General features: G+C 42.1%; 17 protein-coding genes. 12 read left to right on the top strand and 5 right to left on the bottom strand.

The genetic code is table 11. The annotated features are described in order from the left end of the window. Positions 1-94 precede the first annotated feature (94 nt). The 3 genes from fliK (at position 95) to BMY80_RS00310 (ending at position 4501) form a co-directional block, all read left to right on the top strand. Entirely contained in the window at positions 95-3442 is a 3348-nt protein-coding gene (gene fliK, locus BMY80_RS00320) for a flagellar hook-length control protein FliK (protein ID WP_093139854.1), read from the top strand. Between the two features lie 64 nt (positions 3443-3506). Next, entirely contained in the window at positions 3507-3737 is a 231-nt protein-coding gene (locus BMY80_RS00315) for a hypothetical protein (protein WP_093139852.1), read from the top strand. Positions 3738-3859: 122 nt separating this feature from the next. Next, positions 3860-4501, top strand: coding sequence for a GyrI-like domain-containing protein (locus BMY80_RS00310; protein WP_031579044.1), 642 nt, complete (start codon positions 3860-3862; stop codon positions 4499-4501). 60 nt (positions 4502-4561) lie between these two features. Here the strand turns inward: BMY80_RS00310 and BMY80_RS00305 are convergent, their stop codons facing one another. After that, on the bottom strand, positions 4562-5251 hold the full coding sequence (locus BMY80_RS00305) for a hypothetical protein (protein WP_093139849.1): 690 nt from the start codon (positions 5249-5251) through the stop codon (positions 4562-4564). A gap of 523 nt (positions 5252-5774) precedes the next feature. On the opposite strand from BMY80_RS00305, the gene BMY80_RS00300 reads away from it, so the two are divergent. From BMY80_RS00300 to BMY80_RS00290, 3 genes are all read left to right on the top strand, one after another. Continuing rightward, positions 5775-6605, top strand: coding sequence for an MlaA family lipoprotein (locus tag BMY80_RS00300; RefSeq protein WP_093139846.1), 831 nt, complete (start codon positions 5775-5777; stop codon positions 6603-6605). A 6-nt stretch (positions 6606-6611) separates the two neighbouring features. Next, positions 6612-7736 (top strand): bifunctional chorismate mutase/prephenate dehydrogenase, encoded by a 1125-nt coding sequence (gene tyrA, locus BMY80_RS00295; RefSeq protein WP_031579041.1) that lies wholly within the window; start codon positions 6612-6614, stop codon positions 7734-7736. Between the two features lie 419 nt (positions 7737-8155). After that, the gene (locus BMY80_RS00290; protein WP_143066420.1) at positions 8156-9532 is read left to right on the top strand and encodes a DUF945 domain-containing protein; all 1377 of its coding nucleotides are present in this window, start codon (positions 8156-8158) and stop codon (positions 9530-9532) included. 209 nt (positions 9533-9741) lie between these two features. Here BMY80_RS00290 and BMY80_RS00285 read toward each other — a convergent pair whose 3' ends face one another. The 3 genes from BMY80_RS00285 to BMY80_RS00275 all read right to left on the bottom strand — a co-directional run bounded on the left by BMY80_RS00285 (position 9742) and on the right by BMY80_RS00275 (position 11667). Continuing rightward, positions 9742-9963 carry a hypothetical protein gene (locus BMY80_RS00285; protein WP_143066419.1) on the bottom strand — a complete coding sequence of 74 codons (222 nt, stop codon included), beginning with the start codon at positions 9961-9963 and terminating at the stop codon, positions 9742-9744. A gap of 157 nt (positions 9964-10120) precedes the next feature. After that, a complete protein-coding gene (locus tag BMY80_RS00280) occupies positions 10121-10768 on the bottom strand; it encodes a flavin reductase (protein ID WP_093139839.1) in 648 nt (215 codons plus the stop codon). Positions 10769-10788: 20 nt separating this feature from the next. Further along, entirely contained in the window at positions 10789-11667 is an 879-nt protein-coding gene (locus BMY80_RS00275) for a hypothetical protein (RefSeq protein ID WP_093139836.1), read from the bottom strand. A gap of 296 nt (positions 11668-11963) precedes the next feature. Between BMY80_RS00275 and bioD the strand changes: the two genes are divergently transcribed. The 6 genes from bioD to BMY80_RS12325 all read left to right on the top strand — a co-directional run bounded on the left by bioD (position 11964) and on the right by BMY80_RS12325 (position 18196). Beyond that, entirely contained in the window at positions 11964-12653 is a 690-nt protein-coding gene (bioD, locus tag BMY80_RS00270) for a dethiobiotin synthase (protein ID WP_093139834.1), read from the top strand. Positions 12654-12751: 98 nt separating this feature from the next. Beyond that, a complete protein-coding gene (htpX, locus tag BMY80_RS00265; RefSeq protein WP_093139831.1) occupies positions 12752-13648 on the top strand; it encodes a protease HtpX in 897 nt (298 codons plus the stop codon). A gap of 162 nt (positions 13649-13810) precedes the next feature. Then, complete coding sequence (locus BMY80_RS00260; protein WP_218140300.1) at positions 13811-14728, top strand: FAD-binding protein; 918 nt, start codon at positions 13811-13813, stop codon at positions 14726-14728. Between the two features lie 390 nt (positions 14729-15118). After that, positions 15119-16951 (top strand): vWA domain-containing protein, encoded by a 1833-nt coding sequence (locus BMY80_RS00255; RefSeq protein WP_093139828.1) that lies wholly within the window; start codon positions 15119-15121, stop codon positions 16949-16951. Between the two features lie 427 nt (positions 16952-17378). Then, entirely contained in the window at positions 17379-17696 is a 318-nt protein-coding gene (locus BMY80_RS12330) for a hypothetical protein (RefSeq protein ID WP_218140299.1), read from the top strand. Positions 17697-17701: 5 nt separating this feature from the next. Beyond that, on the top strand, positions 17702-18196 hold the full coding sequence (locus tag BMY80_RS12325) for a transposase (RefSeq protein ID WP_342741903.1): 495 nt from the start codon (positions 17702-17704) through the stop codon (positions 18194-18196). A gap of 538 nt (positions 18197-18734) precedes the next feature. Here BMY80_RS12325 and gap read toward each other — a convergent pair. Then, positions 18735-19748 carry a type I glyceraldehyde-3-phosphate dehydrogenase gene (gene gap / locus BMY80_RS00245; protein WP_031579027.1) on the bottom strand — a complete coding sequence of 338 codons (1014 nt, stop codon included), beginning with the start codon at positions 19746-19748 and terminating at the stop codon, positions 18735-18737. Positions 19749-20690: the final 942 nt, after the last annotated feature.

Here is a 20690-nt window from a genome sequence, read left to right as displayed (position 1 = left end):
GATAATAAAATAAGCCATAAAACCAGAATATGAATCCGTGACCTGCTGGTCATGAGTGTGTTATGGAAATAATATAAATTCGTAACGGCCGGTTATGTTGAGAGAAGATTTAAAAAAGAACAGTACAGAAATTACGGAGGACAGGGCGGAAACAGTTGCCGGTTCCGGTGATTCCGGGCAGGGAAGTCTCAGCGAAAAAGAGGTATACGACGTTCTGTCTGAAAACAGCAGAAAGGTGATTAACGTAAGCGCCTCTTATGCTTTTTTAAGTTCGCTTACCAAGGATTATCCGCTGCTTCCTGCAGAACTTGCTGCATCTCAGGAAAGCGTTCAGCGTTATGTTGCCGCTCTGGCTGCAGATCCTGTTTCGGCTCTTGCTGCCGCGGCGGGAACGGATGATTTTACCTATATTACCCTGATAAAGGATCTGATAGGCACCGATTCTGAACTGGTGGAGATCCTTTCAAATACCCTGACCAGCCGTTTTCATGTGGTTAAAAGCTACGCGGCAACTGATGAGTTTTTCAGCCTGTGCACCACACTGCCAAGAGTTTTCAGGGAAAACAATGCTCCCGGCATGGCTCTGATGCATTATCTCTGTGAACTCGTAGCCAATATTCTTACTGCTGACAACATAACCCCGGCTCTGGTCAAGAGACTGGAAAAACTTCATATCTCCGTTCCTCATGATTCTCTCACCGTGAAGGGAAAGGTGATATTCAGCGGACTGTTCATAGCGGTTATTGAATTCATCATGGCACATCAGCCCAATGTTCTCTATCTTATTTCACATAACAGAGCCGCTCTTTATCAGGCTGCAAGAGAACAGGAACTCCGTAATTTCATTCGTGATGCCGTGGATGAAATACCTGAAGATACCGGAAAGCTAGGTCTTTTTGCGTCAGAGGAAAAATATCAGGATGAGGAAAGCGAGGCCATAGCCAGAAGAGTGGATAATCTTATCCGCAGGGCCGCCTCCATCGCTCAGTCGGCCAATCTGATAAACGGTGAAGGTAACGGGGAAATAGTTGATGCCGATCTTCCCGGAAAGGATGACACTTTTGATGCCGACAGACTGACGGAAGATGAAATAAGAAAATTCTTCCGCGAGAATTCACATACAGGCATGTCCGGTCTGTACGATGAAGAACTCCTGTCAAGATACGATTTTTCAAGAAGCATGGCGGATGATGTTTCCAGAAAGGTTCTGTTTCCCGGAAACGGTGAAGCTTCACAGGCCGGTGATGGCACCGATGCGCAGCGTCCGCAGATGAATATCGATCTCATCGGAGAATTCAATTCATTCAGGGCTCAGTGCGAAAAGCTGAGCGGTAACGAGAAAGACAGATCACAGGATACACCTCAGAATGCAAGTCTCAGCCGCAGGGTTAACGAGCTGATTCAGAAGGTGGCAAATGACGTTGAATACATAAATTCCGAAAATACGGCTTCTCAGCCGGCTGCAGGTTCAGAACCAGATGACTCATCAGAAAATCCTGAACGTCACCTGACCGATACCCCGGTATCCGACGGCGAGTCAGGACTTGATTTAACCGGTACCGGCATAACTACGGACGAAATGAGAATTTTTTCTGACGAGAATTCATTAAGTGAAGCCATCGCCAGGGAGAATACCGAAAATGAAAATTCTGAAGATAAGGAATCCGCAGCCTGTGATGAGCCGGTTCAGAAGGCCGAAGAGGCGGGGAATGATTCTGCAGGAGAAACAGAAACGTCTGAAGAGTCTGTCGTTAAGGAAAACACTGACGGCATTACATCTCCGGTTTCTGCTGTTTTTCAGGATGAAAACGATGAAGCGGATGAATATCTTGATGAGCTTAACAGGGAACAGCAGGTTCTTATAAGAATGGCTGAGTCCGTCCGTCAGGATAATATAACAGTTTATCCTGATCAGGAGACAGTTGCGGGTGAACAGGAAAAGCCTGCTGAAGAACCTGAGTCAGGTTTCAGCACTCCTGAAGAAACCGATGCTTCTGATGCATCGGACAGCCTTGTGAGTGAAGCCTGTAATGATCGTGATGAAGCAACGGTAACCGCAGAGGAGCAGTCTCATGACGGGGCTGATTTCATCCTGAACGATAACAGCGGTAATGAAATGTCTTCCGGAGAGGAATTTAAGGTTGCTGAAACCGTTGCGGAAGACAGGTACGGTGCAGCTGAAACTGACGGCCTGATGACTGCGGCCGGACAGGAAAGAATCGAGCCGGAAAGAAACGACGGCAGAAGGAACGACGTAAGCGGCAGCTGGGGAACCGGCGGGACAGGCGGTTATTCCTGGGTAAAGAATAACAGGGAACCTGTTGAAGCTGAGAAGGTTACCGACAGAATTGAGATCGTGGATGCCGGTGCTGATGATTTCATGCCTGAATATGAACATGTTACCTCAAATCAGATTGAGGAAGCAGTGCATGAGGAAACTGTCTCAGCCGATGTGACGACGGACTATGTTTCCGATAATAAAGATTCAGAGACATCAGACAGTGTTTCATTCTCAGATGCCGGAGCGACGGCGTCATCATCTTTCGAGCAGAATGATGGTTATACCCTGAGTGAATCAGATGAATATTCTGAGCATGATGCGAAAGAGAGTGAAAAACCTGCAGGGAAGTCATTCTTTGCCAGAATCAGAAATCTTTTTGCTTCAGGCCGGAAGGTTAAAAACAGATCCCGCAGAAAAGAGACTCCGGATTTTAATGAAATCAATCATCGCAGCGTGCCTATGGCCAGACTGGTAAGTTCCCTCAATGCGGTTCTTGACAACAAAATGGTTTCTCCGGAAATTCACAACATGACCAGGGCAATGAGTCAGACCATTACCGAGCCTCTGCGTGACGTCAATGACGTGATGGAATGGCTGGGATTTGTAGGCAATCCTCTGACCACGGAAGGCCGCAGAGGCCGGATTATTCAGCAGTGGGCGGCAATGATTCTTTCCATAAGATTCAGAATGCTGGGCAGGGACGTGTCTCAGTTTAAATCAACGGAACCTTATGCAGATCTTGATTTCAGCGGCGACTGCGACTGGATTGAGGAAAATCTGTTCCTGACTCTGCAGCAGATAGAAAGGATGCAGCTTCTCAGCGGTTTCAGCAATGAACTCGGACTTCCCGCATTCATACCTCTGCCGCCACTGTACAGGTCAGGCAGGGAAGGCGGCATGAATGTTTCTCATTTCAGCGGAGAATCAGGAGTAACCTGGAAAATAAACTTCTTTTTCGAGCTGGAAAAACTCGGCGCCGTTCAGATTCTCATCGAACTGTATGACAGGGATGTAAGAGTCAATCTTGTTTCAGAAAAGTTTGAAACTCTGCAGCTGATAAACAGTACCAGTCAGCAGCTGAAGGATGGTATTGAAAAACACGGACTGAATGTTAGTTCCGTAAACAGCCGAATGGGAACGGTGTATCCGCCGTCAGTCTAGGTCCGTGTATCATGGAAGATATGCACGTTTTTTTCAGGATATTTGTAATACACAGGAGTGGTTTATGGCAGATGATTATGAAAATGGTTCAGGTAATACTGAAAACAGTTTAGCCGATGATATCGTGTCCATGTCATCAGAACTCGGTTACATTATGCACCCGAATACTGATCTGCCCATAAACAGAGCCGAGGAAAAGCAGAAGCGCAGCAGGGATCATGCCGTATACAGCATTATTGCCGAAACCATTGCCTATGCCATAAAGCTTTCCGAAGAAGGTAACAGAAAATCCTGACGGCAGGTGTTTTTTCCGATATTTACAGCTCCCGCATTTTCTGAACTTTAATGTTCATGTCATTACCGGACAGACGGTGCCGGGTTCGGGTTACCTGTTTTTTCATTGTTAACGGTGTAGTTATGGTTTTTGATTTCAGGAAGGAATATAAAGAGTTCTACAATCCCGGTAAAAAACCTCAGATTGTTAATGTGCCTGAGGCAAATTACATTGCTGTCAGAGGAAAAGGCGATCCGAATGAGAAAGACGGAGCATATCAGCAGGCGATAGGTGTTCTGTATGCCGTAGCCTATACTCTGAGAATGAGCTGCAAAACAGACTATAGAATCAACGGTTTTTTTGAATATACGGTTCCGCCGCTTGAAGGCTTCTGGTATCAGGATAATAAAGCCGCTGTCGATCTTACCGACAAATCATCGTTCAACTGGATTTCCGTTATAAGACTTCCTGATTTTGTTTCAGAAAAGGATTTTGAATGGGCTGTTCGGACAGCTTCAGAAAGGAAAAAGACTGACTGTTCCGCAGCTGAATTTATAACGATAAGCGAAGGACTGTGCGTGCAGATGATGCATCTCGGACCTTTTGACGATGAACCTGCCACCATTGCCCTGATGGATGAATATCTGGCTCAGAACGGATATGTGAATGATATGACGGATACGAGACTGCATCATGAGATTTATCTGTCGGATCCGAGAAAAACAGCTCCGGAAAAATGGAAAACAGTCATCAGACATCCTGTCAGAAAGATACAGACAGTCTGAAAACTGTGATGCCGTAACTTTCAGATCTGCCGCAGGATACTTCAGACTGTAGGTGAAAAATTATTTTTTGGATTCGGACTGTCCGACTTTTTTCCCGTATTTGTCGCGATAGATCGTCTTTCCGTTTTTATCAGTTGTTGATGTTCCGATCTTGTTGCCGTACCTGTCTCTTATTACGGTCTGACCGGTGGAGTTTTTGGAGGAGGAACCTATCTTTTTCCCGTATCTGTCCCTGATAATGGTCTGTCCGCTGGAGTTTACGGTTGAAGTTGCGACTTTCTTTCCGTATCTGTCTCTGTATGTTGTTTTTCCTGATTTGTCGGTGGTTGAAGTACCGATCTTCTGACCATAGCGGTCTCTGATGACTGTTTTGCCTGTTTTTCCATCGGTACTGGAACTTGCAACACGGCTTCCGTAGCGATCCCTGTAAACAGTGGAGGATCGTGAATCGGATGAATTCCGGTCATCTTCCGTCAGGTAATGATTGAATGCCAGCTCATCGGAGTCTTTGTCCGGCTGAGTAAAGGTAAAGGTTCCGTCTTCGTTCGGTACCGCCGTTGAGATTTCCCGACCGAGATTATCCTTGTAGACCGTGGATCCGTCATTGTTTGTCTGGTATGAACCAATGGCGTTTCCGAAACGATCAGTAATGATCCTGCTTCCTTCATCGGCTATGCCTACTGAGGAAGAGGCCAGAAAAAAGGCGCACCCTACGGCAACGTCCTTTAGTATGTACAACACCCTCTTCATAAACTTAATCCTTAAAAATATGAAGACAAAACATCATATGCACCGGTGTAATCTGAATTATTTTCCTTTTTTTTTGGAAATACACCGAGACACTGTTTCTTTCCTTAATCCCGGAATTCAGCGGTCTGATATCCTTTCTGACCGTGAAGTGTCTGTAATGCAAAATCTTAAATAATCGTGAACTGACACAAAAGAGATGCATGTGCTGTTGCGTCATGTCACAAAAATCATATTTATAATTTTAAAATATTATAGCTAAAAGGTAAAGAGAGATTGGTTGTTTTTTAGACAAATTATAAGACTGATGAGTGGGAGTTTACGGTGTTCGGAAAAAGACGGTTCACTTATCCGGCCCCGGCCGTAATTCTGACTGACAGACCGTTTGTGACAAAGTACGGATATGAGGTGCCAACTGTAGCTGCGGTATCATATTTTTTAACGGCAGCCGGACGTTCATGCGACTAAACAGCAAAAAAATAAAGTATAATAGCAGATGTGTTGTTAATAAAGCAGAGGCCTTATTATGAGGTTTTTAAAGAATTCATTTATAGCTTTAGCGGGAGTGGCCGCATGTTTTATTTCAGGCAGTGCCCAGGCTGCAAGATCATCCGTCGGCATTATGACTCCGCGCAATATAGTAAAGATTGATAAAGACTATACATACGGTTACACGTATCTTCCGGGGGATGCCCTCGATGTATATGAGACTCCCAACCGTAAAATCGGCTGGACAGTGAATTATGATTTTCTGGATAAGAATCTCTTAAGACCGGTCTCCGTCGCATATGTGGATTATGTTCCCGAGGTGGTGCGAGTCTGTCTCTCAAACGCATATCAGAATTTAAGAGAGGTTAACAATACCGTAAACAATCTGCTCGTTGCCAGACCGCTCGACAGCGGTACAAGCGCGGTACGTTTCGGTATAAACTCCACTATCGGCCTGTTCGGCTGTATCGACGTGGCGAAATACATGGGACTTGAAAGAAAACGTATGACCATGGATACCGTTCTCGGTAAATGGGGAGTGGACTCCGGTGCCTATGTTGTAATACCGGGGCTCGGAATAGGAACATACAGAAGCTATGTGGGCAGTGCCATAGATACCCTGTACTTCCCGTTTACCTATTTCCCATGGTGGGTTGACGGCGTGTTCTGGGGCTTCAATGCCGTGGACGAACGTGCGGCAACTCTGAATCAGGATGAGGTTTTAAGAAACTCACTGGATCCGTACAGTCAGGCAAGAGATTTTTATTTAATGTATCATGAAGGACTTGTTTCAGGTACCGACTCAACTTCTACCATAGAAGAAAACGATGATCAACTGGAACAGTACATGGATGAAATAGACGAATAATTGGATATGAATTTAACTTTAGATCAGGTAAGAACTCAGATTGATGAGAATGACAGCGAATTATTAAAGGTTTTACGCAGACGTCTTGAACTGGTGAAGCAGGTCGGGCTTATTAAAAGCAAAGAGGGAACTCCGGTATACGTTCCTGAAAGAGAACGCAGTCTTATTGACAAGCGCCGTGCTCAGGCTTCCGAACTCGGGTTGAATCCGGATCTTGCTGAAGACGTTTTAAGACGCGTGATGAGAGAATCCTACGGTGCCGAAAACGATGTGGGGTTCAAGTGTCTTAATGAATCCGTTAAAAAAATTGTCATTATCGGCGGTCGCGGAGGTATAGGCAGTATTTTTACCCGTCTGTTCCGCAGTTCAGGTTATACCGTTGAAGTAATGGGACACAGAGACTGGGACAGGGCTGGTGAAATTTTTGCCGGAGCAGGCCTGGTAGTTGTGTGTGTGCCTATTGATCGTACTGAAGAGGTTATCGGTAAACTTCAGGGACTTCTGAGTCCTGAATGTGTTCTGGCTGATTTTACTTCAATCAAGACAAATCCGGTGAAATCAATGATGGCCGTGCACCAGGGGCCTGTCATGGGACTTCATCCTATGTTCGGTCCTGATATTTCCAATATGGCCAAGCAGGTGATTATTTCAGTGGAAGGCCGTTATCCTGAAAAGTGCGGATGGGTACTTGATCAGATGACTCTGTGGGGAGCCCGCATCAAGAAGTTCTCTGCAGCGGAACATGATGATGCCATGAGTTATATTCAGGCTTTAAGACATTTCACCACATTCAGCTACGGTGTGTTCCTTGCCAAGGAAAATCCGGATCTTGACGTTCTTATGGAACTCAGTTCTCCAATTTACAGAATGGAACTTATGATGGTGGGCAGACTGTTTGCCCAGGATCCTGTGCTTTATGCCGACATCATTCTGTCAAACAAGAGAAATCTGGATATCATTGAAAGATACAGCAGTGAGATTTCCCGAGCCATTGAACTTCTTAAGAAGGGGGATCGTGAAGCTTTTATTGAAGAGTTCAGAATGACCAAGGATTTCTTCGGTCCGCTGGCAGATTACTTCATGTCGGAAAGCAAGAGTCTTATTGCAAAAATGCATGACGCAAAGGTTTAATCCATGCATTAGCACATGAAAAGTACGGAACCGCATTGGAAACTGATTCAATGCGGTTTTATTTTTTGTAAAGGATTTTTACCTGGAATTCGGATTTAATGATTACGTGGAAAGACCTGTAGAATTATCGTCGGATGTGAAATTTTATAAAAGTCCCATAATATCTGATTATTATCGTTATTAAGCTACAAATATTATATATAAGTTTGTAATTGTGTTAACAATATGGTTATGATTTGTTTATAAAATATTTTTAAAAGAAGCAGTTTTATGCTAATATCTGACAACTGTTGGGGGGGATCCGGCTGTACGGAATACCGGAACGCTGAAGTGGTCAGGACGACTTGAAATCTTCAGACGCAAAACTGATACAGAAATCTGTATCCCTGAAAAATAACAATAAAAACAAGGGTAAATCAATGAAAGTTGTTTCTAAAATTGCAATCGTTGCAGCTGCGGCCGTAGGTACTGCCGCTGTAGGTTCCTATGTGGGAGCCAGAATTATCGGTCACAGTGTCTTTGAAAAGAAGATTGAACAGCTGACCGCAAAAAATTCAAATGTTACTCACGAGAATCTTGAGAAAACCTTCAGTACCCGTAAAGATAAGATTACGGTAAAGAAGAATAATCCAAACGTACCTATTCCAGAATATGAGATTGTCATGGAGACCAGGTTTGATTTATCAGGTTTCCATTCAGATTTTACCGTAAATTATGAACCCGGTTCTTTCAATGTGCTTGATACCGCGTTTAAGATTACCAAAACTCCGGAGAACAAGGGAACAGTTGATTTTGCCTATTCTTCCGAGACCGGTATCGTAACCTTTGAAAATTCACCGTTCCAGCTGACAAGTGATGACAATGAGCTTGTCTGCGATATCGGTAAGGTAAATTCTTCAATGCAGTTCTCCAATGCCCAGATTTCACGCGAAAAGGCCAAGCTTATGGATTATCTGCTTGATAAAGAAGAGCCTATCGTACAGAAATCAAATGTTGATTCCGTTAACTGTACCAGCGGCGGCAAGCAGTTCTTCAGGATTGGCGGATTTGAATTTGAAAATTCGCAGACTGTATTCTCAATTCCTACCGAGCTGAATTTCAGATTTAATAAGGTGGATGTTAATCTGGATGATTACATTGTTATAAATGCAGACAATGCGGAAATCGGTTTTTCACTGAAGAATTCCGGCAAGGGAGAGGATGACAATTCTTTTGCTTTAGGCTATAAAGTTAATAATATGGACTTTGAAATGGCCGAGCCTGCCTCAGGAAATTTAAGTGAGGAAACTGAAACAGACGAATCAGGCGAAAAAGCAGATTCCGCTGCTGCCGATGATACTGTTTTAAAGGATGAAGCCGGTCAGAAGAAACCTGTTCGTGACAAGATACAGGTTAAGAGTACTGATGTTGTTTTGACTTTTTCTGATTTGAAGAAGCAGAATCTGGATAAGCTTTTCGGTGAAGGCGGAAATCAGCTGGATTCAGCCCTGAAGGATCAGTTCATCAATGCAAATATTAAGTACAATATCTTAACAGAGCTGGGAGATTCCGTTCTTAATGCGGATCTGAAGACTTCTAATCTTGATATGGTAATGTATAAGCACGATATCGTAATCAATTATTCAGTAAGCCAGAAATTACTCAAGAGTGTTAAGAATGATGAGCTGTCTCCTTATTTCGATAAGTGGGTTGAAGACGGTTATATGACGTTAAAGGACGGTATATATTCAACCACTCTTACCTCAAAAGACAGTTTTGATGTATTTGCCAACGGCAAGAAGGTTGAATTTTATTAACCATACCTGAAATCAGATTTATTTGTCTGATTTCTGATTAGGCTCAGAATGCCATGATGCTGATGTATCATGGCATTTTTTATGGAGAACGGTTAAGTACATCAGGACATAATAAGAAATCGATGTACGTGTGAAATCACAGCCTGTCCGTAAAAGGATACAGCTGCAGATTCCAGCGGAAGATATCAAACTTACAGGATTTAAATGTTCTAGAGGTGAAGAAATTCGATTAAGGAGGTCAGACTGATGTTTTCGAAAAAAATGTTTCTGACTGCTTCCATAACGATTGACAGAATCATGCCTGCTGTGCTGCATATTATTGACGCGATACCGAGTGTGCCGGCTCTGTCTCTGGCGAAGCCGATATCTGACATGAACAGTGCGGCACCGGCCAGAATAACGGCATAACAGGTAAAAATGCCGGATATCATTGAAGCGATTCCCGCGGATAAACCGAATACAGTCCATACACTTGTTTCTTTCGGTTCAGGCAGGGGAGTTTCTGTCAGGAAAGTGATTGAGTAATAAAAAAATAACTCCATAAGGTATGGAGTTATTTAATGAAAAGATTATCCGGAATGAATGTTATCAGTCCTTAACAAAGCATTCCTTGCTCATGCCGCACTGAGGACATACCCAGTCGTCAGGAAGTTCTTCGAAAGGAGTGTCTCCGTCATAGTGGTATCCGCATACACCGCAGGTATAGCTGTCTCCGGAAGCGGACATGCTTTGTCCTGAGAGACCTGAGGCGAAGGCTTTCTGTGTGGCTTCGACCAAATCCGTCTGGTAGTACCTGTAGGTCATAGGTTCTTCATTTCCGGTACCTTCGCAGGTATCCACCACCTCACAGCTCCATAGAATGTGGGTTGAAAGTTCAAGTTCGTGGAACACTTTTACCTTAAAGGAGCCGAGAGAGTTTTTTACCACCGGAATACCGTCAATCAGGTCATGTTCAACATTTTCCCATTTGTCTGCCGCAGCGGCACTCTGGTAACCGAAATTGGCAATGAGAGCAGGAGCTGCATGCTTTGGCAGAATGGATACGGTAAATTCTCTGGCATTGCGGATGCATCTGGTGGTGTATGATTTCTTGTTGGTACAGACTTCAACGCCGAGAGGAGTTACGGTAACCTGCATTAGTGCATCGACTATGCAGCCGCATTTCCTTCCGTTTTCGTCAATTACCCCGATAACGTATACCCCGTGGCTGATGTTTTTAAGAATATTGGCGTTCATTGATTTCCTCGTGTGTATGTTTAGTTATGTTTAATCCTAAAATAACAGCATGATTTATTGGGATTTACGTTGTAATAGAATACCACCAGTCCCATTTCAACCAGCATTATAAAAATAAGAGTGAGATATGATTCGTAAATGTCATCGAACTCAAAAGCAACACTTGCCAGAACAGGGAGCAGCAGAAGCATGACAACGGAAAATATGGTTCTCTGAAGAATGCGTCTTGCTATGTTTGGTGAAAATTTTCTGATTTTTTCTTTTGGAATGCAGATACGTTCTTTTTCCACTATCTTGGTCTTTTCCGGATGAGATGCATCAGGTGTTTCCGGCATCTCTGCCTTAATACCTGCAGAAACAGTCTTAGGATTCCTGGTTGATCTGGCCTGATTTTCCTGTTCTATATATTTGTTGAGATCCACCTTCGTTCCGATGGCTGGTATGCCTTTGATGATGAAGATAATACTGTTGTTGAATTTCGGTATGTGTGTACTAACCCTGATATCAGTCAGGGCTGTACAGCCTGCTTTTACGGCGGTATCAATCATCATGTCAAGAGCGTGTTCCTTGTTGGTGCTTTCTCCCACCAGTACGTAACTTTTTGAAAGTTCCGTGATTTTTAATTTCTGAATATCAGAAGATTTGCTGAGATAAAAGCCGTTACGCTCGGTTGGAATCTGATTTCTGACAATACCGTCAACGTGTGCGTATTTTTTGAATAATCCCCGTTCACTGTTTGTATCGTCGTCACAGGGAGTGAAATCAACATCGTCGGATACCGAAAGCTTAAGACGCGGGTCGTAATCTTCCACCGTGAAGTAATATCGCTTGTCATCGTAACTGATGATCATTCCTTCCTTTTTTTTATCATTTGGAATTTTTACTATTATGCCAAGCATATAACGACCGCCTATTCAAAGTACCTTTGAGTATTTCCGGATGAATCTGTAAAACGGAAACCTCACTTTATCTATAATAAGGGATAATGAGACAAAACATAAAATAAAAGCCGAATTATTGTGTTTTGTTGTGATCTGTATGAGTAATAACCGAATTTTATTACCTGTTAATGTTGTATAAAAATCATACAGTTTTATTTTTACGCATTATTGAAAGCTGATTATGCTTTAAAAAAAGCAGATTCAGAATTATTATAGGCAGACTTTTAAAAAACAACCTTCAGGAAAATTAAAATATGGCCAAACAGTTTTTTATTACCGGTACCGATACTGATGCGGGAAAAACATTCTGTGCCTGCGTGCTTGCTAAAAAATTCAGGGAAGCAGGATTGCAGGTAAGACCTTATAAACCGATAGTGGCAGGTTTTGAAAATGGTCATAACGCTGATCTTGACAGTCATATCAGAGCATGCGGTCTGCCTCTCAAACCTCATGATATTACAACCTTTGCTTATCAGGAGGCTATAGCTCCGCATATCGCTGCGGAACATGAAAACAATCCTATAGATTTCAAGCAGCTCGACCTTGATCTGCACAAGGCTGTCAATTCCGGGGCTGATGTGGTGATTACGGAAGGAGCAGGGGGCTGGTTCCTTCCTGTGAGCAGCACTGCTGTTCTTCCTCAGTGGGATGCTCTTAAAAAAATGGAAATCATCATTGTGGTGGGGATGAAGCTGGGCTGCCTGAATCATGCTCTGATGACTGCAACTCTTCTTGATAATGAAGGTTTCAGGGTTGTTGGTTTCATAGCCAATACCACCGGACCGGAAAAGATGCCGTTTTATCAGGAAAATCTTGAAACACTTAAACAGATTATGCCTTGTCCATTTATAGGCGAGGTGTTCTACAATGAGGAGCATGATTTCAGCAAAGCGTCTGAGACCATCGACCTCTCTGTTATAAATGCAGACTATGTCTGCTATTAATATCAGAAATGAAGATTGTGTAATCAAACATCTGGATAAATTTTGTATAATCTGAAAGTGATGTTTGATTCTGTGGATTTATAGTTATCGGAGGAAAAATGGGAGTCAGATTGTTTTTTTATTTCCTGACGGTCATTGCGATACTGATTGTCGGGGCTATAACCATCAGCATTATATGCAGTGCACTCGGTTATCCTTTAAATACTCAGGATCTGATGGTATGCATCGGATCAATGGCTGTCTACGGTATAGGCGGTTCTCTTGTAAATCTTTTTGCTTCAAAAAGTTCGGTAATGCGCAGTATGAGAGTGCAGCTTATCTCCCAGCCTGAGAATGAAGGCGAAAAGTGGCTTGTGGATACCATTCGCAAGATTGCTGACAAGAAAGGACTGAAAATGCCGGACGTCGGTATTTATGATGCTCCTGAAATGAATGCTTTTGCCACCGGATGGAACAGGGATTCAGCTCTTGTTGCCGTTTCCACAGGACTTTTGAAAGCCATGAATCCGAAACAGGTTGAGGCAGTACTGGGTCATGAGCTGTCTCATGTTGACAATGGTGATATGGTAACACTTACTCTTGTTCAGGGTGTGGTAAACACTTTTGTACTTACTTTTTCAAGTATTGCGGCCTCAATTATTACAGCCGTAATGAATCAGGGAAAAAGTCAGAGCAGAGGTTCCGTAAGTTCAGGTATGGCCAATAATGCACTGTTCTATGTTATGCAGACTCTCTTCGGATTCCTGGGTACTGCAGTGGTTATGTGGTTCTCCAGATACAGAGAATACAGAGCTGATGCCGGTTCTGCAGACGTCCTGGGGAAGGACAGCATGATTTCAGCACTGGAGGCACTTAAAGGTGATTCCAGTCCGGTTGTTAAAAAGAGCCGTGTAGTTAAAGCCCTCTGCATTAATTCACGTGATTTCGGTGAGCTGTTTATGACTCATCCTCCGTTGGATAAGAGAATCAAGGCACTGCAGGAAAGACCTAATTAGACTGCAGTTCTGTTCTGATATGGAAAGGGTGCTCCGTAAATTCGGAGCACCTTTTTTGTTGCCCTCTGTAAAGATCGTTACGTTTTAGGTACAGACTGTGACGTATCAGTATTATGACGTTTCTGTCTGGTTTATCATACGCGTGTTTAACGGAGGAAAATAATGGACAGTATGGTTTATGATGTTGCTATAGTAGGGCTGGGGCCTGCGGGATCTACTCTGGCCAGAATGCTTAACAAGGATGTAAAAGTCATTGCTTTTGATAAAAAGAATGACAGAGATGACAGCTTTAAAAAACCATGCGGAGGATTGCTGGCTCCTGATGCTCAGAAGAATTTTGCCATGTTCGGAATGACTCTTCCAAAGGATATACTTGTCGATCCTCAGATTTTCTCCGTAAAAACCATAGACCTTAAAACAGGTATTCTGAGGCATTACCAGAGGCCATACGTCAATATGGATCGTCATCGTTTTGATTTGTGGCTGAAATCCCTGATTCCTGAAAATGTTGAAGTTCATGATTCAGTTACCTGTTCCTCTGTTGTAAAAGCAGGTAATGTTTATGAAATTACCGTCACCGAAAACAAAGTGAAAAACATTTACAGAGCGAAATACATAGTGGGTGCTGACGGTGCAAACTCTCTGGTAAGAAGGAGCCTGTTTCCTAATCATAAAATAGATACCTATACTTCTGTACAGCAGTGGTTTCACGACAGACACAGCCGACCCTTTTATGCGTGTATCTTTGATGAAGAACTTACTGACTGCTATGCATGGGGATTATCCAAGAATGAGTACTTTATTTTCGGAGGTGCCTATCCGGTCAGGAATTCACGCGAGCGTTTTGAAAAAATGAAGGAAAAGCTTCGTGATTACGGATTCATTCTGGATAATCCGGTTAAAACCGAAGCATGCATGGTTTTGTCTCCGTCTTCTCCCCGGCAGCTGTGTCCTGGAGACGGACACTGCATGATGATAGGTGAGGCGGCGGGATTCATAAGTCCGTCTTCTCTTGAAGGATTGAGCTATGCTTTTGAAAGTGCATACAAGTTAAGCAGGCTGTTTAACGAAAGAAAGTAATTCACGGCGAGAGATTACCGTAAGTCGGTAAGGACACTGCGGTTCAGATTAACTCTTAAAATGATTAAACGGCATTTTATTATGGGAGCTTTTTTAAGAAAGATGGTAATGAAGTCCGGTATCAGTTCATTTGAAGTAATAGATGATTAAAAGGAATAATAAATTTTTCACTATACATGATCTTTTTTAATCAAAAAATTTTAAATTGTCTAATTACTGTACAAACAGTGTAAAAACTATAATTAAGATATTGTATATCTAAAAAATAGATGTATTATATCTTTCGTGACCTGACATGTTCAGGTTACAAAATACCTGGAATATAATCCGGTGACATGTAATTTAGAAAGAAGTGTTTGATAGGCAGTAATTTAGTAGAAAGGTAACATCATGAAGGTGAATAAAGGTGCACTCCCTCTGATTATGGGAAATTATGCAAGTAACTTCGGAATCAATCTATATATGTACGGTTCTTCCGCATACACTGACGGAAAGAACATTACCATTCCAAGACTTAACCTTGACGATGCCGATGAGATGGATATGGCATTCGGTTATGTTGCACATGAATGCGGTCACGTAAGATACAGTGATTTTAATGTTATTCATTCAGCATATGACAGGTCTACCGCTCTGGCTCTTCTGTTTAATGCACTTGAGGATTCCAGAATTGAGGCTCTGCAGATGAAAAACTGGCCGGGACTTCAGAAAACTTTCAATCATATCATTTCCAAACTGGACAGTACTCTCTGCAGTTATCTTAAAAGATGCAGAAATAAGGTGAGTCTGATTACCACATTCTTTGACTGTTCAAACAGATTTCACTGTCTGCATCAGCCTTCCGGAAACAGTCTCAAAGCCGCCAGAATGAAGCTGAAAAAAATACTTCCTGAAGCTCTTATTACCGCACTGGAGGAAAAGGCCTGGTCATCCGTTAACTGCAGAAATTCCGAGGAAGTATTCAGTTTAAGCAGGGACATCATGAGTGTTCTTATCAAGAGTTTTGAGCTTCTCAATAAGGAATATGAACGCAAATCCGAGGAAAAGAAATTTGCCGGCAGTGATGACCTTGCTGATGATATGGATGCTGATAAATTCCTTAGGGGAGACCGTCAGGAGGATTCACTTGATCTGATGATTTCAGGACTCAGAAGAATTTCCGTAAACGAGCTTGTTGCAGGCAGTGTACCCAACGATGAGGATATCAGTGCGGCCGGTATGAACGAATACGAGAAGATTATCAGCAGCATCAATGGTGAAAACGGCAGACAGATGTCAGGCAAAACAAGGCTGAAGGCACAGAAGGACATGGTGAAGATAATCTCCAAAATGAAGGAGCCCGTTACCATAAATGAATATTCGAGAGCTGACAGCAGACAGCCGTCTCTGGCATCAGTAATCGAGGATTGTTCTGCGGGTTCAAAATCTGCCGTGGATATAGGTTCACTGGTTTCACGCAATTCAGAGCCTGCAAAAACTCTTTCGCTGTATAAGAAGGTGCTTTCCGACAATTCTCTGCGTTCAAACATATCTCAGCTTGTGAAAGGGTATGAGGACTGGCATTTCGGTGCAACATCAAGCGGTAAGACGCTTGATATAAGACGTTATCAGTACACTTTAGGAGGAAAACTAAGTGACAATGTCTTTAAAAAGAAGATGCCTAAAAAAGCCTTAAACACCAGCGTACATCTGCTGGTGGATATTTCAGGCTCCATGAACCGTCCCTGTCAGGAGGGGAGTTCAACAACCCGTTCTCAGGTTGCAAATCATCTGGCTCTGTCTATGGCAATGTCTCTTGAAAGCGTGCGTAATGTTGATAACAGGGTGATTTATTTCCCAGGTAACTATTGTGAATATGAAGAAGTTTATCGCAGCGGACAGCCTCTGGTGGAAAGGGCAACATACTTCGATCTCGCACCGAGAGGATGTACTCCGCTGGCTCAGGCTCTGATGTATTCCATGAGCCAGATGCCTAGTGTGGATAAATATCATCGTAACATCATAATAGTTATTACGGACGGTGAGCCTGATAATTTCAGTTTCGCAAGACAGATGCTGGAGAAGGCTAAGGAACAGAGTATAGAGGTATATGCTCTGAGAGTGTCACCTCAGCGTGAAAAGTTAAGAGATCTGTTTGAAGAAAGCGTGGACATTCAGGAAGCGTCTGAGCTCCCGACGGCTCTGACAACTCTTCTGGCTGACAAGGTATTTAACTATAACTGATAGTATCAGCTATCCTTAAAAGTGTTCACCTGTATATCTTACCCAAGTATTCCATTGTTGTAATGTTGAAACAATAATGAGTCAGCGAGAATGCAGGTGAACGCTTTTTTGTTTCCATGAATAATAAACTCAGACTTAGCATAAAGCATATACAATATACGGCATATATGATTTTCAGGTAAATCAACATTCTTCAGGCTGGATGATAAACGGTTAAAACCATAATGGAGCTGTCACTATCTGTTGTGCGCAGCCTGATATTTCAATACAGTGAACCTCTCATCAAATCAATAGACAATATGAAACGACCTCCACGAATGAATGCAAATCGTGGATTTACCGTGTAAACTGTAGATGTTGAAAAAACAGAAACGGATTTACCGCATACATTGAATGAATTTACTACATACATTGAATGAAGGTCGTTATGAATAAGATAATATATATTGGAATGGATGTCCACTCTTCTAACTTTACTTTGTGCTCTTTTGAACCAGGTTATGGCATGTCTGAAGATAAAATATTCGGTCAGGTGCAGTTTAAGGATGACCTGATTAAAAATACCGCGAAGTATATCTGTAATCTGAAATCACAGAGAAAGGACATTGATATTGTCTGTGGTTACGAAGCTGGATGTCTCGGTTATGTTCCTTACAGAGAATTAACCAGATCAGGCATCAACTGTAAGATTATAGCTCCAAGCACCATGGCCGTACAGAAAGGCGGAAAGAAGCTGAAAAAGTAAATAAGCTGGTATGCATCAAAGGCATCAAAACCAATACTGCAATGTCATTCATATCCGAGGTTGGAGATTTTAAACGCTTCCGAACTGCCGAACAATTTGCAGGTTATATTGGTCTGGTTCCTGGAGAACAGTCAAGTGGAGATAAGGTCTGCAGAACCAGAATTACAAAATCCGGAAATACCCATCTGCGAAGGCTTGCCGTCGAGTGCTGCAATTCTTTCAGAAGAGGACTTGTTGGGCAGAAATCTGTTGAACTGAAAAAACGCCAGAAGAATGCACCATCGGAAGTAATCAACTATGCAGATAAAGCTTCAGCCAGGTGCCAGAGAAAATATTACAGAATGGTAAATAAGGGGAAGAATCCGAACATTGCCGTTACTGCCGTAGCAAGGGAGTTCTGCTGCTTCATCTGGGGTATGATGACTTCCAACTATGAATATAGTAATAACGAAGTTAGAGAGCTAATGCCTGATAACTGTTTAATTAGAGTAAATTTATAGCCGGATGTGATTACTTAAACATCTGAAACTGACAGTGATTTAGATAAGACGTTTTTCATCAAGAAGGTTTGAATTATCTACGATGTAACTATGATGGCACTATGAACAGTGATCCTCGACGACAGACAAATAGAATTCGCGGCGAACCATTGACCTGAGGTATCCAATCCACGTATAACAGAGTGGCCAATGCCGTGCTTACACTGAGGAAAATGTCTTGCCTAAATTTCTGCTTGACAAAGGTCGTTTCATAACAGTTATATAAAAGACTTATTTAAATACACGTAGTGCTGGTCAGCCATGACCATAACCTTTTCTAATATATGCATGACAGTACATTGCTCAGTTGTGGAGCTTAAGGTGTTCGGCATGATTCATTACGAGGTTACAGAATGTGGTGAAAGCAGGCAGGGCTGGTACCATTTATCCTGTTTCAGTTTGAACAGCAGGGGAGGGATAAGAATAATCGGGACAAAAAAAGGGAGTTTAAAAAACTCCCTTTTCATAATGAATTTTAGTTACTAACTAAAAGTTCAAATTAACCGTTAACCTTCTTCATGTGAGCGATTAATTCGAGAACCTTGTTAGAGTAACCGATTTCGTTATCGTACCAAGATACAACCTTAACGAAAGTATCAGTTAAAGCGATACCAGCCTTAGCGTCGAAAATAGAGGTACGGGTGTCGCCTAAGAAGTCTGAAGATACAACAGCTTCATCAGTGAAACCTAAAACGCCCTTTAATTCGCCTTCAGAAGCAGCCTTCATAGCAGCAACGATTTCGTCGTACTTAGCTGGCTTAGCGAGGTTAACAGTTAAGTCAACTACAGAAACGTCAAGGGTAGGAACACGCATTGACATACCGGTTAACTTACCGTTGAGTTCAGGGATAACCTTACCTACAGCCTTAGCAGCACCGGTAGATGAAGGGATGATGTTACCAGCAGCAGCACGACCACCTCTCCAGTCCTTTAATGATGGACCGTCAACAGTCTTCTGAGTAGCAGTGGTAGAGTGAACGGTGGTCATTAAACCATCCTTGATGCCCCACTTGTCGTTTAAAACCTTAGCGATAGGAGCTAAACAGTTAGTAGTACATGAAGCGTTAGATACGAACTGAGTACCCTTTACGTACTTGTCGAAGTTTACGCCACATACGAACATTGGGGTGTCGTCCTTTGAAGGAGCAGACATAACTACGTACTTAGCACCAGCGTTGATGTGAGCCTGAGCCTTTTCCTTAGTTAAGAAGATACCAGTTGATTCAACAACGTATTCAGCACCAACTTCGTCCCACTTTAAGTTGTTAGGGTCCTTTTCAGCAGTAACGCGAACCTTCTTACCGTTAACGATAAGGAGATTGTTTTCTACGTCAGCTTCGATAGTACCATTGAAAGCACCGTGCATGGTGTCGTACTTTAACATGTAAGCTAAGTAGTCAACTGGGCAAAGATCGTTGATTGCAACAATTTCGATGTCATCACGAGTCTGAGCAGCGCGGAAAACGAAACGACCGATACGGCCAAAACCGTTAATACCAACTTTGATAGTCATATTATTTAATACCTAAAATGTGTTTAATGAAATAATCCTGATAACGTCATACGTTAAGAAGCACGTAAACATTATCAAAGACTGAAAAAAAGCTTACCGCTTAAGTTGTCAGTATTATAGATTAATTCTTAATTTTAGACAACATTTTTCAAACTTTTGCGATGTATGTGAGTATTGTCTAATAATAAAGGTTGGATATTTAAATTATCGTACGTTTTTGTACAAATAGTTGAAGAGTTTGATGGTTAAAAATTGATCAAATGATTCTGCTCATACCGGAAAATAAAAAATATTATCAATTTTCAGAATACTTGCACGGCTGAGAATTGTTTTTGCTGTTTTAATCTTCCGGGAATCTGATTCCTATATTAATGTACGGATTCATCCTTTTCTGTCATGTCTGTGAGGCAGTCATAACCCAGGCGTCATATTCCTGACAGGAAGATTGTTTCGTTCTAACTGGATTCTCATTTTGGAGACGAGAACATAATTAAAATGAGGAAGTTTTTGTTTTACTAAAGAATAATGAAGAGAGGTGCGGAATTTATTATTCAATAATGATGTCTGAACTTTCTGACACTGATTGACTGGCAGGTACGTCAATAATTAATGAAAATACAATTATTATAAATAAAAACATTCTAACGAAAAATGTTTGTTATTGTTGGATGACATAACCGGTTGAACCTCTTTTTCACAAACGAAAAATAAGATCTGTTTACCGGAAACGAGACAGGAAAACGATTTTCATAATTTAGGACTCAGCCTGATTTTAATTTCTTTATATACCTATGTAGTGTGATGTTGTAAAGAAATACAAGATAATCATCTGAAATGTCAGATATTATAATATAAAAGACTATATTTTATATTGATTGTTTTTATCCTTTGGTTTTTACTGAAATTGATAAAATTTATTCATTTCCGATGTCTTACCTGCAA

Source organism: Ruminobacter amylophilus (assembly GCF_900115655.1).
Lineage (GTDB): Bacteria > Pseudomonadota > Gammaproteobacteria > Enterobacterales > Succinivibrionaceae > Ruminobacter > Ruminobacter amylophilus.
This window is presented reverse-complemented; position numbering and strand designations above follow the sequence as displayed.

Coding starts and splice junctions, on each gene's coding strand:
- BMY80_RS00275 (WP_093139836.1), bottom strand. CDS start 11,667: ATGCTTGGCATAATAGTAAAAATTCCAAATGATAAAAAAAAGGAAGGA.
- BMY80_RS00315 (WP_093139852.1), top strand. CDS start 3,507: ATGGCAGATGATTATGAAAATGGTTCAGGTAATACTGAAAACAGTTTA.
- BMY80_RS00260 (WP_218140300.1), top strand. CDS start 13,811: ATGGACAGTATGGTTTATGATGTTGCTATAGTAGGGCTGGGGCCTGCG.
- htpX (WP_093139831.1), top strand. CDS start 12,752: ATGGGAGTCAGATTGTTTTTTTATTTCCTGACGGTCATTGCGATACTG.
- BMY80_RS00280 (WP_093139839.1), bottom strand. CDS start 10,768: ATGAACGCCAATATTCTTAAAAACATCAGCCACGGGGTATACGTTATC.
- gap (WP_031579027.1), bottom strand. CDS start 19,748: ATGACTATCAAAGTTGGTATTAACGGTTTTGGCCGTATCGGTCGTTTC.
- bioD (WP_093139834.1), top strand. CDS start 11,964: ATGGCCAAACAGTTTTTTATTACCGGTACCGATACTGATGCGGGAAAA.
- BMY80_RS00310 (WP_031579044.1), top strand. CDS start 3,860: ATGGTTTTTGATTTCAGGAAGGAATATAAAGAGTTCTACAATCCCGGT.
- tyrA (WP_031579041.1), top strand. CDS start 6,612: ATGAATTTAACTTTAGATCAGGTAAGAACTCAGATTGATGAGAATGAC.
- BMY80_RS00255 (WP_093139828.1), top strand. CDS start 15,119: ATGAAGGTGAATAAAGGTGCACTCCCTCTGATTATGGGAAATTATGCA.
- BMY80_RS12330 (WP_218140299.1), top strand. CDS start 17,379: ATGAATAAGATAATATATATTGGAATGGATGTCCACTCTTCTAACTTT.
- BMY80_RS00285 (WP_143066419.1), bottom strand. CDS start 9,963: ATGATATCCGGCATTTTTACCTGTTATGCCGTTATTCTGGCCGGTGCC.
- BMY80_RS00300 (WP_093139846.1), top strand. CDS start 5,775: ATGAGGTTTTTAAAGAATTCATTTATAGCTTTAGCGGGAGTGGCCGCA.
- BMY80_RS00290 (WP_143066420.1), top strand. CDS start 8,156: ATGAAAGTTGTTTCTAAAATTGCAATCGTTGCAGCTGCGGCCGTAGGT.
- fliK (WP_093139854.1), top strand. CDS start 95: ATGTTGAGAGAAGATTTAAAAAAGAACAGTACAGAAATTACGGAGGAC.
- BMY80_RS00305 (WP_093139849.1), bottom strand. CDS start 5,251: ATGAAGAGGGTGTTGTACATACTAAAGGACGTTGCCGTAGGGTGCGCC.